Genomic DNA, 17865 nt, shown 5'->3' on the forward strand with positions numbered 1-17865 from the left:
ACAGTAATGACAATTGAGATAAAAGTTCCGGTTCTACCTGAGTCAGTTGCCGATGCCACCATTGCAACCTGGCACGTAAAGGCCGGTGACGCAGTTAAACGAGACCAGAACCTGGTTGATATTGAAACTGATAAAGTGGTTTTAGAAGTTGTGGCGCCAGCGGACGGTACAATTGGTGAGATCCTAAACGAAGAGGGTGCAACTGTTTTAGGCGAGCAAGTTATTGCTAAACTAGAAAAGGGTGGTGCTGCTGCACCAGCTGAAGCTAAAACAGAAAGTAAAGCGAAAGACGATTCTAAATCAGATGCGGCTCCAGCGGCCTCTGGAAAAACATCTGATGTTAAAGTACCAGTACTTCCAGAGTCTGTAGCTGACGCGACAATCGCAACGTGGCATGTGGCTGTGGGCGAGTCTGTTTCTCGTGACCAAAACTTGGTTGATATCGAAACTGACAAAGTAGTACTTGAAGTTGTGGCTCCTGCAGACGGTTCACTTGCTGAAATCATCGCAGAAGAAGGTGCGACTGTTACAGCTGAAGAAGTTATTGCGAAGTTTGTAGAAGGTGCGGCAAGCGGTGCTTCTGCTCCAGCAGCATCTAGCGAAAGCGATGACAGTGAAGACAGCAGCGATGCGCTTAGTCCGTCTGTACGTCGTCTACTTGCTGAAAAAGGCGTAGACGCGGCTAAAGTGAAGGGCACGGGTAAAAATGGCCGTATCACTAAAGAAGACGTAGAAAAGTATCTTAAAGGTGGTGATAGTTCAGCTAAGGCAGCGCCTGCGGCAGCTGAAGCACCAGTGGCAGATTTACCAACGGGTAACCGTACTGAGAAACGTGTTCCAATGACACGTCTTCGTAAGACTATTGCGAATCGCCTACTTGAAGCGAAGAACTCTACAGCAATGCTAACTACGTTTAACGAAGTTAACATGAAGCCTATCATGGACCTTCGTAAACAGTATCAAGAGAGCTTCGAAAAACGTCACGGCATTCGTTTAGGCTTTATGTCGTTCTACGTTAAAGCAGTTACTGAAGCACTTAAGCGCTTCCCAGAAGTTAACGCGTCAATCGACGGTGATGACATTGTTTATCACAACTATTTCGATGTATCGATTGCCGTATCTACACCTCGTGGCCTTGTAACGCCAGTACTTAAAGATACTGACACACTAGGTATGGCTGGTGTTGAGAAAGGAATTAAGGAACTAGCACTTAAAGGTCGTGACGGAAAGCTGTCATTGGATGAACTACAAGGTGGTAACTTCACAATCACCAACGGTGGTGTGTTTGGTTCACTAATGTCTACACCAATCATTAACCCGCCGCAAAGCGCAATCTTGGGCATGCACAAAATCCAAGACCGCCCAATGGCAGTTAATGGCAAAGTAGAAATTCTACCAATGATGTACCTAGCACTTTCTTATGACCACCGTATCATCGATGGTAAAGAATCAGTTGGGTTCTTGGTAACAGTTAAAGAGATGCTAGAAGATCCAACGCGTCTACTTCTAGACGTATAAGACTTTCGTCTCACTTAATTGTGGTTGGGCGCTTTGCTTGTGTTATCTTGCTTAGCGCCTAACGCAACGCTGATATTTACCCTATAATATCAGTCTAAATAATCAAGTCGCATATGCGGCTTTTGTCTTACTAAAAATCGGATAGAAACACCATGAATTTGCATGAATACCAAGGTAAGCAGCTATTCAAAGAATACGGTTTGCCTGTTTCTGAAGGATACGCAGCAGACACTGCTCAAGGTGCTGTAGAAGCCGCTGACCGAATTGGCGGAGAAGAGTGGGTAGTTAAGTGTCAGGTACACGCGGGCGGTCGCGGTAAAGCTGGCGGTGTAAAGCTAGTTAAAAACAAAGACGACATTCGCGCTTTCGCTGAAAACTGGCTTGGCAAAAATTTGGTGACTTTCCAGACTGACGAAAATGGTCAGCCTGTGAGCAAAATCCTAGTTGAATCTTGCACAGATATCGCTAACGAGCTTTACCTTGGTGCAGTAGTTGACCGTACAACCCGTCGCGTTGTATTTATGGCATCTACTGAAGGTGGCGTTGAGATTGAAACTGTTGCAGAAGAGACTCCAGAGAAAATCCTTAAAGCTGAAATCGACCCAATTGTAGGTCCTCAGCCTTACCAAGCACGTGAAATGGCGTTTGCTCTTGGTCTTTCTGGCGTTCAAATTAAGCAATTCACTCAAATCTTCCTTGGCCTAGCTAAGATGTTTGAAGAGCTTGACGTTGCACTTATCGAGATTAACCCGCTAGTTATCAAAACTGACGGTAACCTACACTGCCTTGACGCAAAAGTAGGTATCGACGGTAACGCACTATATCGTCAGCCTAAGCTTAAAGACATGCAAGATCCTTCACAAGAAGACGCGCGTGAAGCTCACGCGGCTCAGTGGGAACTTAACTATGTTGCACTAGACGGTAACGTAGGTTGTATGGTTAACGGTGCAGGCCTAGCAATGGGTACCATGGACATCGTAAACCTACACGGCGGCAAGCCAGCTAACTTCCTAGATGTTGGTGGCGGCGCGACTAAAGAGCGTGTAGCTGAAGCATTTAAAATCATCCTTTCTGATGACAATGTTAAAGCGGTATTGGTTAACATCTTCGGTGGTATCGTACGCTGTGACATGATTGCAGAAGGTATTATCGGTGCGGTTAAAGAAGTTGGCGTAGAAGTACCAGTAGTTGTACGTCTTGAAGGTACCAATGCAGAGCTTGGCCGTGACGTTCTAGCGAACTCTGGTCTTGATATCATTGCTGCTGAATCGCTAACTGATGCAGCGCAGAAAGTTGTTGCTGCAGCGGAGGGCAAATAATGTCTGTATTAATTAATAAAGATACTAAAGTAATTTGTCAGGGTTTCACTGGCGGTCAGGGTACATTCCACTCTGAACAAGCAATTGCTTACGGTACGCAAATGGTTGGTGGTGTAACACCAGGCAAAGGCGGTACTGAGCACCTAGGTCTTCCAGTATTTAATACTGTTCGCGAAGCGGTAGAAGCAACTGGCGCAACTGCGACAGTTATCTACGTACCAGCGCCATTCTGTAAAGATTCAATCGTTGAAGCTGCAGATGCGGGTATCGAGCTAATCGTATGTATTACTGAAGGTATTCCAACGCTAGATATGCTTTACGTTAAAGAATACGTAGAAGCAAAAGGCGTTCGCATGATTGGTCCAAACTGCCCAGGTGTTATCACTCCTGGAGAGTGTAAAATTGGTATCATGCCTGGTCACATCCACAAGCCTGGTAAAGTAGGTATTGTTTCTCGCTCTGGTACGCTTACGTACGAAGCGGTTAAGCAAACTACTGACGAAGGTTTCGGCCAGTCTACTTGTGTTGGTATCGGTGGCGACCCAATCCCTGGTTCAAACTTCATCGACATCCTTCAGATGTTCCAAGACGACCCACAAACTGAAGCTATCGTAATGATCGGTGAGATCGGCGGTACGGCAGAAGAAGAAGCGGCTGCGTTCATTAAAGAGAACGTAACTAAGCCAGTTGTTTCTTACATTGCTGGTGTTACTGCTCCTCCGGGTAAGCGTATGGGTCACGCTGGTGCAATCATCGCAGGCGGTAAAGGTACTGCTGATGAGAAATTTAAAGCACTAGAAGACGCAGGCGTTAAGACAGTACGCTCACTTGCTGAAATCGGCAAGGCGCTTCGCGAGACTACTGGTTGGTAAGCTAACGCTTAACAGTCGAATTGAAAGCCCGCTTTAAGCGGGCTTTTTTGTGCGCGCTTATTAACAACTCTGCAGAAATGAATGTAACAAAATTACAACTATCTGCCGTAAAAGCCCCGTATAACCCATATTGTGTTGTTAAATTACATAAAGGTCTGCGTATCCTTTGTTAACGGCGTGTTGCATAAATTTTATTGAATACGTATGCAGACAATTGTGCAAAACCTAGGGCATCTATAGCATTGTCCCCGTGAGATGTATTGTCATTTATTTGTCATAAGAACAACAAAAAGACAACAACTATAACCGTATGGGACACCCGTTTTATGAAACAATTTAAACCCAACCTAATCAAAGCTGCGCTTATTTCAGGCGGTATGGCATTTGGTAGTGCACCTGCACTAGCACAAGAAGCAAACACTGATGCTGTTGATGAAGCTAATCTAGAAGTTATTCAAGTAAGCGGTATTCGCGGCAGTCTACAGCGTGCACAAGCCATTAAAATGGACAACACGTCAATTGTTGAAGCGTTATCTGCTGAAGATATCGGTAAACTTCCAGACACCAGTATTGCAGAGTCAATTGCACGTCTTCCTGGCTTAGCGGGTGAACGCCGCAACGGTCGTACTAGCGGTATATCTGTTCGTGGTTTTAACGAGAACTACGTAGGTACTACGCTTAACGGTCGTGAACTTCTAGGTATGGGCGATAACCGTGGGGTAGAGTTCGATCTTTACCCAACAGAAATTGTTTCAAATATCCTTGTTTACAAAACGCCTGAAGCTGGGCTAATGACACAAGGTATTGGTGGTACAGTCGATATTCAGACTGTAAGGCCATTAAGTGCTGAACGAACTTTTGCGTTTAACGGTACTTATGAAGCGAACGAATATGACGCTGGTAACCCTGACTTCGATAACGATGGGCATCGCTTGTCGTTTAACTATGTTGACCAGTTTGCTGATGACAAGTTAGGTGTAGCGTTAGCCGTAGCTGATATGGAATCGCCTCGTCAGGAGGAGTACTTCAGAGGCTGGGGTTACGCAACAGCAAATGCTGAGAACGCGGTTGAGGGTGTTGATGTTCCAGAAGGCACAGTAATTCTTGGTGGCCACGATTCTTTCACGCGTTCAGCGATGCTTGAACGTACCTCAATAGCTGGTGTTATTGAATACGCTCCTACAGACGACCTTAGAATTCAATTCGATGCGCTTTACATTGATTTTGAAGAGAATGATGCCCGTCGCGGTGTTGAGGAAGGCGGTGCCGAATGGGGTACCAGTGCGTACACTATTACTGGCGTAGAAGATGGTTTGGTTACATCGGGTTTTTATGACGGCTTCCTTTCGGTAATTCGTAATGATTCGCGTCAACAGAAAGCTGAGCTAACTACATTTGGCTTGAACGTAGAATATGCGTTAAACGATAACTGGACAGCTACGCTTGATCTTTCAATGGGTGAAGTTGATAAGACGATCACTGATGTTGAGAGTTATTCGGGTGTTGGTCGAGCAGGCGTGGACGGTAGACCCGTTACACCACGTTCATGGCAGATGACTTCTTCAGGCGCAGTATACAGCGCGCATCCAACGCTAGATAGCGTAGACCTTACTGATCCAAATGCAATCTTCCTTGCAGGCCCACAGGCTTGGGGGGGCTCGTTAGCGCCAGTGGAGCGTTTCCAAGGGGTTGAAGGTTTCGGACCTGAAACGGCACAGGATGGTTTTGTTAACGAACCTGATTTTGATGAGACGCTTGATGCAGTTCGTATTGATATCGAAGGTTTTGTTGAGTGGGGCATTTTTTCGAAGTTCAGTGCAGGTGTGAACTACCAAGATCGTGAAAAGACGAAAGATAATAATGGTGCGTTCTTAACAGCGCCAACATGGCCTAATGCAGAGTTAGTACCAGATCCAATTGGTGTAGCCGATCTAAGCCACATTGGCATAGATGGTGTTCTTGCCTACGATTCACTGGGTTTATACCGTAGCGGCTTCTATATCGAAACAGAAGCTGAACTATTTGAAAATGGCCGTTTCGGTGATTCATACACAATCAGTGAAGAGCTATTAACCATTTACACCAAGCTTGATATTGATACAGAAATTAACGGCGTTTACATTTTAGGTAATGTTGGTGTTCAGGTTGTTGACGTTGACCAGCAAGGCAGTGGGTTTAATACGGTTACTGGACCAACCGGCTTTACAGAAATCGCGCCTGTTTCTGACGGTACTTCATATCACGATATTTTGCCAACAATCAATTTAAGCTTTGAGTTTGCAGAAAATCAGTTTATCCGTACTGCAATGGGTAAGGTAATCAGCCGCCCACGTATGGATGACATGAGACCTAATAACACAGTTAGTTTCACATTTAACGACCAGCAGATTATTTCTACAAATCCAAATAATGGTCCTTGGTCAGCAGGTGCGGGTAATGCGCGTCTTAAACCGCTAGAAGCTAATCAATTTGATATCGCGTACGAGAATTACTTTGCTGATACCGGATATTTCGCAGCAAGTTTCTTCTACAAAGATCTAACTAACTGGCATGTTGCGGGTCGCTCGTTCAATGACTTCTCTAACGTATATATCGAAGGTTTCCACCAAACATCTGGAAATACTGATATTAATGGTGACGGTCTTACTAACGATGCTGATATTGTCGCACCAGGTACTTTTATCGGGCCAGTAGATTTTAGAGAAGATGGTCTAGAAGGTTTTGTTCGTGGATGGGAGCTTCAGGGTAGCTTACCTCTTGAATTGGTTCATGATTCATTAGAAGGTTTTGGCTTGTTTGCAAGCGCGACTTTCTTAGATGGTGAGCTTGATAATGGCGATCAAGTACCAGGTTTGTCTGATGAAACATACTCATTAACTGCTTTCTATGAAAGCAACGGTTTTGAAGTACGTGTTTCGGCAACCAAGCGCGATGAGTTTGCAACCGAGACCCGTGCGCAGAGCTTGTCACTTGCTCAAATTCAGGACAATGGTGTTAAACAAGTTGACGCGCAGATTGGTTATGATTTCAGCGAGTCAGGTATTGAATATCTGCAAGGTCTTCGCGTTACGCTTCAGGGTCAGAACTTGACAGATGAACCAACAGTACGTGTTAATCCTGGAGATAGCCGCCAGATTATTGAACACCAAAGCTTTGGTCGTAACTTCCTACTTGGCTTCAACTACACATTCTAAGTGGTTGTTGAAACAGCGCTTGTTATATGCGAGCGCTTAAACAAGTAACATTAAACAAGCCCCAATTCACGTAATGTATTGGGGCTTTTTGTTGTATAGCACTAGATGTCATGATATTTAGACATGATAGTAATGTGGCCACAAAAAAATGCTGACGGCAGAAACATGATGAAAAAAGCGGTAAAAAATGTAGTTATTGTAGGTGGTGGCACGGCAGGTTGGATTTCAGCAGCGGTAATTAAGCGTCTTATCGGTGCGGGCGTAAACGTCACCTTAGTTGAGTCTGAAGAAATCGGTACCGTCGGTGTTGGCGAAGCAACTATTCCACCAATTATCACACTAAATAATGTTTTAGGAATAGATGAGAAAGAGTTCTTACGCGAAACAAACGCCACCATGAAACTGGCGATTAAGTTTGAAAACTGGCGGGTAGAAGGGGAAAGCTATTTCCACACTTTTGGCGCCCCGGGTAAAAGCTACGCTTTTTGTCATTTTCATCATTATTTCAAACGCGCTCAAGAGTTAGGGCTATCTGACTCGATATGGGAATACGATCTAAACTACCTTGCCTGTAAAGCGGGTAAATTTGCCCATATTAAATCTCCCGACCCAATTATAGAAATGCCGTATGCCTATCATTTTGATGCGTCGCTGTATGCTCGATTCCTTCGTAAGAAATGTGAGGCGATGGGCGTTACTCGCAAAGAAGGCATTATTACTGATGTTAAACAGGATGCAGACAGCGGTTTTATTACCGGGGTGACGCTTAAAGACGGTGCTCATATCGAAGGCGACTTGTTTATTGACTGTTCAGGGTTTAAAGGGCTACTTACGCAACAAACACTGAATACCGGCTACGAGGATTGGTCGCATTGGTTACCTTGCGACCGAGCAGTGGCTATGCCTTCAGAGCGCCACGAACATACCCGTCCTTATACTCGTTCGATTGCGCACTCTGCGGGTTGGCAATGGCGTATTCCGCTTCAGCACCGCAATGGTAATGGCTTAGTATACAGCAGTAATTATTATTCTGACGAGCAAGCACTAGACATACTATCAAGTAACTTAGATACCAAACCACTTGCCGATCCTAATTTTATTCGCTTTAAAACAGGGCGAAGACGTAAGCAATGGAATAAAAATGTGGTGGCTGTAGGGCTTTCTAGTGGATTTTTGGAGCCCCTTGAGTCAACCAGTATTCATCTCATTCAGTCTGCAGTAGTCAGGTTAATTCACTTATTCCCACACGAAGGGTTTAAGCAATATCAGATAGATGAGTACAACAAGCAGTCTCAGCTAGAATATGAACAAATACGTGATTTCATTATTTTGCATTATCACGTCAATGAAAGAACTGACTCGCATTTTTGGAAAGACTTACGAGAAATGGATGTACCAGATAGTTTAACCCATAAAATAGAGCTATTTAGAGAGTCAGGAAATTTGTTCAGAGAGCAAAATGATTTATTCCTTGAAAGCTCATGGCTGCAAGTACTGATGGGACAAGGGGTGATGCAGAAAGACTACCATCCACTTGCCAATGCATTGTCTGAACAAAAGCTACAAGAGTTGATGAAAAACATTAAACGCATTAAGAATGAACCTATTGGAAAAATTGCAACTCACGATGACTTCTTAAAGCAGTTCTGTGGTTAGAATCGAACTATGAATAAACCAACCCATATCGTTATAGCCGGGGGCGGTACCGCCGGGTGGATGGCAGCAAATTACTTTGCGCACAAATGGTCATCGGAGAAGGTTAAGGTAACTCTTGTTGAGTCTCCTGAGATTGGCATCATAGGTGTGGGGGAGGGCTCTACACCCACACTTAAACGTTTCTTTGAGGAACTCAGCATAGCCGAAAGTGACTGGATGCCTAAGTGCAATGCAACGTATAAGACAAGCATTCAGTTTAATGATTGGAGTCCGGGATCCGGAGTAAAACAATATCGGCATCCATTTATTTCTCAAACTGATACCTTTACTCAACGTGCTTTTGAGGTCAATTGTCGGACCCGTAGATTAGGGCTTGATACGCACGTTAGCCCAGAAGACTTTTTGATAAATGGCGTGTTGGCAAAGCAAAACAAAGCGCCGCTTACTCCGGAAAATTTTCCATTTAGAATGGAATATGGTTATCACTTCGATAGCGCTTTGCTAGGCAACTATCTGCACGATGTGGCGGTTGGAAAAGGCGTTAATCACGTTAGTGGCATTATTAGTGATGTGGCGCTACATCCTAGCGGCGATATTAGCCATCTCGTGACGGATAAAGGCAGTGTTGAAGGAGATTTTTTCGTTGACTGTACAGGCTTTTCTTCAACCTTATTGCAGCAGGCTTTAGGTGTAAAATTTAAGTCTTATTCTGAAAACTTATTCAACGATTCTGCAGTGGTTTTACCCACACATACACAAGAGAATATTCAAGTAGAGACTCAGTCTACAGCACTTTCAAACGGTTGGTGTTGGACAATACCGTTGCAAAGCCGCACAGGTAATGGCTACGTTTACAGTGCTGCTCATTTATCCAAGGATAAGGCGGAAGAAGAATTGCGACGTCACCTAGGTCTTGAAAACAGCGATATTGAAGCCAGACACCTTAAAATGAAAGTAGGGCAAGTTGAGCAGCACTGGCAGAACAACTGTTTGGCATTAGGGCTATCTCAAGGGTTTATAGAGCCGCTTGAAGCAACGGCGCTTCACCTTGTGCAGATTTGCATTGAGTATTTCACAGATATGTTCGAAAAAGGTGGTTTCTCTAACACCGAGAGAGCCGCTTATAATGCGTTTGCCAAAGCGCGTTTCGACAGAGTGAGAGACTACATTGTCGCGCACTATAAACTTAATACCCGTGACGATAGTGATTATTGGCGTGCAAACAGAAATAACATGGTGCTGTCAGATTCACTTAAATCAATTATTAATACATGGTTTCAACGTGAAGATCTCGCCAATGAGATTAAGCGTCAAAATATAGGAATGCACTGGGATTCGGTATCATGGCATTGTTTATTCGCGGGTTATGGTGCTTTTCCACCGCTGGCACAGAATCAACCCGGTCGAGGCGACTTATACAAAGAGCAAAACATCGAACGTTTTGTACAGGGTTGTGCTTTGAACTTTAAACAACATGATGTCGTGCTAAAAACGCAACAAAACTAAAAGTGACAACCTTGAAAGTCAGGAATAACTTTTAAGGTTGTTATAATTCCTCATTAGTAACCACACTAATCTCTCGGTTCTCTCCACTCAAATGCGATAAAAAACAATAGCTTTCACCATTTGTTTCATAAGTGTTTAATATTTGTAAATGAATACGTATGCATAGCATTGCTCCCTTTTTATACAAACCAGTAGTATTTGGTATTCCATAAGAGGCACTTTTGGGTGTGGTATTCCTAAAAATGTCGATAATAAACAAGGATGGGACACCAATGAAAACATTCAAACCCAGCACTATTATGGCGGCCTTGATCAGTAGTGGGGTCGCGTTTAGTGCGTTGCCGCTCTATGCTCAAGAGTCACCAGACACTCCCGTAGATGAAGTTGAACGACCGCAAGAAGATACCCTAGAGCGTATCGAAGTACGTGGTTTCAGTACCAGCTTAATTCAATCACTTAATCAAAAACGTTTCTCTGACACGGTTTCTGAACAAATATCTGCCGATGATCTTGGCGGGCTTCCCGATGTTTCTATGGCAGATGCTTTGACCCGCTTGCCGGGTATCTCTGCGGTAAGAACCGGAGGGCAAGCTGCTCAGATAAATATTCGTGGTTTATCAGGCGACTTTGTGTTTTCTACATTAAACGGTAGAGAGCAGGTATCCACCAGTGGAAGTCGCGCTATTGAGTTTGACCAGTATCCGTCTGAGCTTATTAGCGAGGCAGCGGTTTATAAATCACCTAAAGCATCGCTTATTGAAGGCGGTATTGCCGGTACGGTAGAACTAAAAACAGCATCACCACTGGCCATTGAAGAGCAGCATAAATTTAGCGCTAACATGCGTGGTATGTATAACGATAGAGCATCCGAAATAAGCGATGCTACAGAATACGGTCATAGACTGAGCTTTTCTTATCAAGGTAAATTTCTAGACGATACCTTAGGTGTATCATTGGGTTATGCACGTCTATTCCAGCCAAGTGTTTCTACGCAGTTCATCGGTTTAGCCTATAACGGTCAGGTAGATGTTGATGGCCTAGAAGGGGATACTGACGGTCCAGCAGATTGCCCAAGTTGTGAACTTATTTCAGAAGGCTTTGAAATGCAGCACAAAGGCGGTGAAGAAACCCGCGATGGCTATGTTGCTGCGTTTGAATGGGCGCCTATCGATACGTTTACCTTAAAAGCTGATGCCTTCATTTCAAAATTTGATTCTGAAGCATTTGCTCGAGGCTTTCGCGTTAAGTTAGGCGGTATTAATGCGGGTATTACAAACCCGGTTGTTGTTAACAACAGCGTCGTTGGTGGTACTTTTTCTCGCACGGACAATAGCTTTACTCGAGTTGAATTGGTAAATGACGACAATCAAGATTTCGACAGTGTTACTAACTTAGGTGTTAATGCTAGCTGGGAGATATCTCCCGATTTAGCAGTTCAGTTTGACGTATCTCGTTCAAGTGCTGAAAGTGACTTTAGAAACGGCTTGTTATGGTCGCTTGTGGGCGAAGATGCGACTGCTGCGAACCCAGTATTTGATGAAAACGTTCAAATATCTTATTTGCTGAACGGCTTAAACCTGCCTGATATTGGTTTTAACCAAACTGATGCCTTTACCGATTTAGACCGGGTCATGGTGAGCAAGTACGGTATCTATCCATTTGAAAACAAAGATGAGCTAGATGCATACCGTGTTGACTTCCAGTATTACGTGGACGTACCAATCATTTCTGGTTTTGAATTTGGGTATCGTTATTCAGATCGGGAATACAACAACGATCGATCTGTCTTTGAATACGGTAATGACAGTGCCTTTTCAGTCAGTGAACCGCCACTTCGCTTAACATCAGACATGGTTGAACAAGTTGATTGGAGCGGTGACTTTGGATATTTCCCTAGCTATTTATCCGTCGATTTAAACAGCGCGCTCAATGCCTGGTTCCCAGAAGGTAGACCGCAGCCTGTTCAAACATGGGGGCCAGGGGCTGCTGGCGTTATTAATGGCCCAGGAACCGGCCCCGCTACAGCGTGGACACTACAAGAAAGCGGTGATGTATTTGAAACAGTAAACTCGGCTTACTTAATGGCAAATATTAATACCGAAATTGGCAGTATACCTGTTACAGGTAATATCGGTGTTAGATACGTTAAAAGTAAACAAAGCTCAACTACACTACAGCGTGCTACCCAGCTAATTCAAGACTTAGAAACGGGCACTTCGGTTGAAGTAAGCGACCCAACCGCTGGCGCGCAAAATATTACAGACGATGTAGGGCTCATCAATAACTTTTATCGTCCAGCGTTAATTAGCCACGAGTATTCAGATGTACTGCCGTCTATTAACCTGAACTTTAAACTTACTGATGATACTCAGCTTCGAGTAGCTGCAGCAAAAGTAATGGGGAGAGCGCCAATAAACCGTTTTGCGGCGAATGCGTCTACTACTATTGAAACAGTTACTGCGTTCCAAGACCGAGACTCAGGTGAAATTACGCTTTCAAACCCAACAGCGAGGGTCAGTGGTAATGCTCGTAACAGCCCGTACTTAGAGCCTTTTTACGCTACACAGTACGATGTGTCATGGGAATATTACTTCTCAGACACAGAAGGGGCTTTGGTTGTAGCGGGTTTCTACAAAGACATTGAGTCATTTGTAGAAGACATTGAAATAGAGCCTTATGACTTTGAAGCAAACGGCATAGTCATTCCAGATAACGTAAGTGTTCCAGTCTACTTAACCCCAGAATTTGCAGGGCAAGAAGCTGAACTAGCGATGGATGAAAACGGCGATCCTATTTTTGTTACTGTGCCCACTGAAAACGGTAGCTACAGCACAGCCGTAAATAATGCCGAAGGTGGCTATATTCGTGGTTTAGAAGTTGCCTATACGCAAATTTATAGCATGCTGCCTGGCATGTGGTCAGGCTTAGGGGTTAGCGCAAGTTACTCTTACACCGAAAGTGAAATTCAGCGCACGTTGGGTGATAACGTGTATGCCGCTAACTTACCAGGGCTTTCTGAAAACGTTGCAACATTAACCGTTTTCTGGGAATACGAAGGGTTTGAAACCCGCCTGTCTAGTCGCTATCGCGATGCCTTCGTTTCTCAGCAAGTAGCGGTAAACGATCAGGTTGTTAACTTTGATGACGAACTGGTTATTGATTACCAAGCGTCTTATGAAATTAACGACAATTGGAGCGTACTGTTTCAAGTGAACAATCTAACCGATGAGCCAACCAAAAGCTATTTCGCATCAGAAGAGCAAACCGGCACTATTCAGTACTTTGGCACCCAATATTACCTAGGGATGACATACCAACTATGAAAAACAACATCTTAGGTAATTTATTTGGCGACGCACAAAAACGTTCGGTTGTCAAAAACAGTGAAAATATTCAGGAGAATTTTATGTTTACTAAAAAGAGAGTAATGCGGGCAGCGTTGCTTTTAGTAGGCGCTTTTACACTTACAGGTTGCGGTGGATCTGACGTAGAGTCAGGCACAAACGATTTGCTCACCTGTGACGTGCCCAATGTACCTAATGCAGCAGGAACAGCATGCGAGCCGCCGCCTCCTATTCAGTGTGACGCGCCGTTAGTGCCTAACGAAGCAAACGACGCGTGCGAAGCCGGTGCCGATCCGAGCCTCCCTGCGCCTGTATTTACCCCATCATCTAATCAAGCGGTGTTATATTACAATCGCGCTGCGGTAGACGCAGATAACTCTAGTAATGACGCTGCCTATGAAGGGTGGAGACTACATACTTGGAACAATGACGAATGTGATGCCTATGCTGACGCAGACACGGATTGGGCGAACGGTCGTATTCACAGCGGTATCGATCCCAACTATGGCGCCTATTGGATATTAGACCTTAAAGAAGGTTACGGCAGCTGTCATAACTTCATCATCCACAAAGGTACTGATGATGCCGGTAAAGAAATGGGGGGCGGAGACTTCCAAGGTTCATTAGTGCAGGACGATGAAACTTTTGTGCGAATGAATTTTACTCTTTCAGGCGAGCCAACGATTTTTGAATTCCCGATCATGTCTCTTGGTCCCCAGCCCGTTGATATAGAAGGTTTTGGCGCCCATTGGTTAGATGCAAACACCATTTTATGGGATGTTCCCGAGACTGTATCAGAGGTGAAGCTTCATTATTCAGCACAGGCTGATTTAGAGAGCACCTTGGAAGAGGGTATCAATGGTACTGAAGTAGCACTAATAGGTACAACACTTACCGAAGAGCAATCTGCTCGCGCACCCCATTTATCTTCTATGCAGGCATGGGAAGGCGACTGGTCGGTAGAAGATGCTAAAAGTGTATTGACCACACAAGCGGTCGTTGGTGGATATGATGCAGACGGTGCCCTTGTAGCAGCGACCGGTATTCAATTGGCAAACGCAATTGATGCGCTTTACACCATGGGTGAAGAAGATGCCGATGAAGCTCAACTTGGCGGCATTTACTCAGACCAGGGTATTACCGCTGCATTGTGGGCGCCTACCGCTTCGAATGTCGACCTTTTACTTTACAACGATAATAAGACGTTAAGCCAGCGTATTGATATGGTACGTGATGACGCGTCAGGCGTATGGCGTTTTGAAGGCGATATGTCGCTAGACCGTCAGCTTTATCGCTATGAGATTACGGTATATCACCCTGTAACAGGCAACGTAGAAACGCTGCTTGTGACAGACCCATATTCTGTGTCGCTTAGCACTAACGGGCGTTTCTCACGCTTCGTAAACCTTGCTGATGAAGATTTAAAACCTGAGGGGTGGGATACTCACGCCATTCCTACGGTTGAAAATTATGAAGACGCGGTTATTTACGAGGGTCACATACGAGACTTCAGTGTGCGCGATATGTCTACTTCTGAAGAAAATCGTGGCAAATACCTTGCCTTTACCGAGGAGGGCACGGCACCGGTTGAACATCTTAAAAAATTAGTAGAAGCAGGGTTAACCTATTTCCATATCCTTCCGGCAAATGACATTGCAACTATTGATGAGGACCCAAGCAACATTGTTGATTTGTACGATACAGTGGGCAAGCTTTGTCGTTTAAATAGCAGTGCTGCGGTATGTGAAGAAGAAAGTGCTGATGCATTGCTAATTGACGTTTACAACGGTTACGACCCTTTATCTCAAGCGGGTAAAGCTCAGCAGTTGACTAATGATTTACGCAATCTAGATACATTCAACTGGGGCTATGATCCTCATCACTTTAACGCGCCGGAAGGCAGCTATGCGTCGAGTGCAGAGGGTGTAGAACGCATTGTAGAAATGCGCGCTATGATTCAAGCGCTTCATGAAATGGGCCTTCGTGTTGCACTTGATGTGGTTTATAACCATACCAATGCATCTGGTGTTTTCAGTAAGTCTGTTCTAGATAAAGCTGTACCTGGGTATTACCACCGCTATGAAGTAGATAGCGGGGCGATTGTTCGCGAAACTTGCTGTGATGATACAGAGCCACGTAATGTCATGATGGAAAAGTTCATGGAAGACTCATTGCTTATGTGGACTGAACACTACAAGTACGATTCTTTCCGTTTTGATATCATGAGCCAGGCAACTAAAGATACCATGGTACGCCTTCGTGATGCTGTTCAAGCTATTGACGAAGATAATTACTTTTATGGCGAGGGTTGGACCAAAATAGACCGCGGTTACGAACAAGCCAGTCAGCTTAATATGGCTGGTACTGAAATTGGCACTTATAACGACCGCATTCGTGAAGCTATTCGTCAGGGCGCGATATTCAGACCCGAAGATGATGGGCTGTTAAGTGCACAAGACCGTGTGAAGATGGGCATGATTGGTACGCTTAAAGACTATGTATTGGAGAGCTCTTCAGGCAGTGCTGGTGCGACGAGTAACTTGGGCGGCTATGCCGAAGATCCAGCAGATATTATTAACTATGTGTCTAAACACGATAATGAAACTTTGTGGGACCAATTAAACTACACACTTCCACAGGACATCACGCTGGAGCAGAGAGTACGCGCACAAAATGTGGCTATGGGTATCAACCTAGTGTCGCAAGGTATTCCGTTTTTACAAATGGGCGGCGACATGCTTCGTTCTAAATCAATGGACAGAAATACTTACGACTCTGGTGACTGGTTTAACTATGTAGACTTCACATATGAGACTAATAACTGGAATGTAGGCTTACCATTAGCACAAGACAATGAAGCCCGTTGGGAAGAAATGGGGGAGTTCATTTACAACCCTAACCGTGCAGCTTCTATGGCGGACATTATGTTTGCATCAGACGTATTTGCGGAGCTGCTTAATATTAGAATGACCAGCCCCTTATTCAGATTAACCACGGCAGAAGATATTATCGATCGTATCGGGTTTCACAATATTGGCGCCCGCCAACAGCGTGGTCTTATCGCGATGAGTATTGACGACGGTGTATCAGCTAACAGCGAAGTACCTCGTCAAGACTTAGATATGATGAACGATGCGGTGATGGTACTGGTTAACACGGGTTACGAAGAGAAATCTATCACTGTAAATACAGCAACCGGCTTTTTACTTCACGCTACACAAATGAATTCGGTTGATGCCGCGGTACGTGGTGCTACTTTTGTTGAGGGTGAAGACGGTAACGGTACCTTTACTGTACCTGCACTTACTATTGCCGTGTTCGTTAAGCCACAGTCTGGCGCTCAAGGTTATGGTCTGTCTGCGTTCGCAACATCTGGCGCACCTGACGTTGTGCCTTACGGCGATACCCTTGCTTACCTTCGTGGCGACATGAACGGTTGGTCAACGGATAATGCATTTTCTTACCAAGGCGACGGTATATATACAGCTACCGCTTTACTTGAAGGTGGCGTAACTTATGGGTTTAAGTTTGCCTCTGAAGATTGGAGTACCGTGAATTTTGGTGCTGCAGATGGTGAAGATGGATCAGTGATAACAGGTGAAGAAAAAGTACTCGCACGTACGAATACCAATCTATCGTTTACACCTGATATTAGCGCGACATACCTGTTTACCATTGATGCATCAGACAGCGAAGCGCCTATTCTGATGGTAGAAAACGAAGAGCCCTACGTTGGAACGCCTGTGTATCTTCGTGGTGCAATGAATGGATGGGGGACAGACGAGGAGTTCTCTTACCAGGGTGGGCGTATCTATACCTTTGCTCGAGATATTAAGCCTGGAATGTACGAGTTCAAAGTTGCGTCTGAAGACTGGAGTACAGTCAACTTTGGTGCTTTGTCTGCCGACGATGCCGATCGTAACTTAGCGCCAGGTCAAACTCTTGGGCTAGGTGCGACTAACGATAACCTTGTTCTAAACATTGAAACAGCTGACCGCTATGTGTTCGTATTTAACGTAACTGATTTAGATGCGCCAACCATTGGTGTATTTAAAGAAGCGTTCTGGGGAGACACCCAAGTTTATATCCGCGGTGGCATGAATGGCTGGGGAGCAGTCGATATGTTTGAATATCAAGGGGAAGGTGTTTATACCGCCGACATTGAACTGAGCGCAGGTAGCATTGAATTCAAAGTTGCCTCTGAAGATTGGTCAACGGTAAACCTTGGTAATCCTAATGATGCTGCGAGTAATATCGTCACGCCTGGCGAGCCTAAAACTTTGGGAGCAAGCAATAACAATTTGATGATTGAAATAGCTGAATCTGGTCTGTATGAGTTTAAGGTTGCCGGGCCCGATGGTAATGCCCCCATGTTGACAGTAACGATGAAATAAATACTCATCAGAAAGTTTAGTTAACGTCTAAGCGTTAACAATTTAAAAACCGCGACCTTGTT

8 protein-coding genes are annotated in these 17865 nt (G+C 44.7%); all 8 read left to right on the forward strand.

Annotated features, from left to right (window positions below):
- Positions 1–6 precede the first annotated feature (6 nt).
- On the forward strand, positions 7–1518 hold the full coding sequence (odhB, locus tag V7R55_RS17515) for a 2-oxoglutarate dehydrogenase complex dihydrolipoyllysine-residue succinyltransferase (RefSeq protein ID WP_334060535.1): 1512 nt from the start codon (positions 7–9) through the stop codon (positions 1516–1518).
- Between the two features lie 152 nt (positions 1519–1670).
- Positions 1671–2837, forward strand: a complete 1167-nt coding sequence (sucC, locus tag V7R55_RS17520; RefSeq protein ID WP_025255208.1) for an ADP-forming succinate--CoA ligase subunit beta — start codon at positions 1671–1673, stop codon at positions 2835–2837.
- The gene (sucD, locus tag V7R55_RS17525; RefSeq protein WP_025255209.1) at positions 2837–3709 is read left to right on the forward strand and encodes a succinate--CoA ligase subunit alpha; all 873 of its coding nucleotides are present in this window, start codon (positions 2837–2839) and stop codon (positions 3707–3709) included. Before sucC ends, sucD begins: the two co-directional genes overlap by 1 nt.
- A gap of 326 nt (positions 3710–4035) precedes the next feature.
- Positions 4036–6903, forward strand: coding sequence for a TonB-dependent receptor (locus V7R55_RS17530; protein WP_334060536.1), 2868 nt, complete (start codon positions 4036–4038; stop codon positions 6901–6903).
- Between the two features lie 168 nt (positions 6904–7071).
- The gene (locus V7R55_RS17535) at positions 7072–8559 is read left to right on the forward strand and encodes a tryptophan halogenase family protein (RefSeq protein ID WP_334060540.1); all 1488 of its coding nucleotides are present in this window, start codon (positions 7072–7074) and stop codon (positions 8557–8559) included.
- A gap of 9 nt (positions 8560–8568) precedes the next feature.
- On the forward strand, positions 8569–10065 hold the full coding sequence (locus V7R55_RS17540; RefSeq protein WP_334060537.1) for a tryptophan halogenase family protein: 1497 nt from the start codon (positions 8569–8571) through the stop codon (positions 10063–10065).
- A gap of 272 nt (positions 10066–10337) precedes the next feature.
- The gene (locus tag V7R55_RS17545; protein ID WP_334060538.1) at positions 10338–13388 is read left to right on the forward strand and encodes a TonB-dependent receptor; all 3051 of its coding nucleotides are present in this window, start codon (positions 10338–10340) and stop codon (positions 13386–13388) included.
- An 83-nt stretch (positions 13389–13471) separates the two neighbouring features.
- Positions 13472–17803, forward strand: a complete 4332-nt coding sequence (locus V7R55_RS17550; protein WP_334060539.1) for an alpha-1,6-glucosidase domain-containing protein — start codon at positions 13472–13474, stop codon at positions 17801–17803.
- The last annotated feature ends 62 nt before the right edge of the window (positions 17804–17865 follow it).

Source organism: Alteromonas sp. S005 (assembly GCF_036864475.1).
Classification (GTDB): domain Bacteria; phylum Pseudomonadota; class Gammaproteobacteria; order Enterobacterales; family Alteromonadaceae; genus Alteromonas.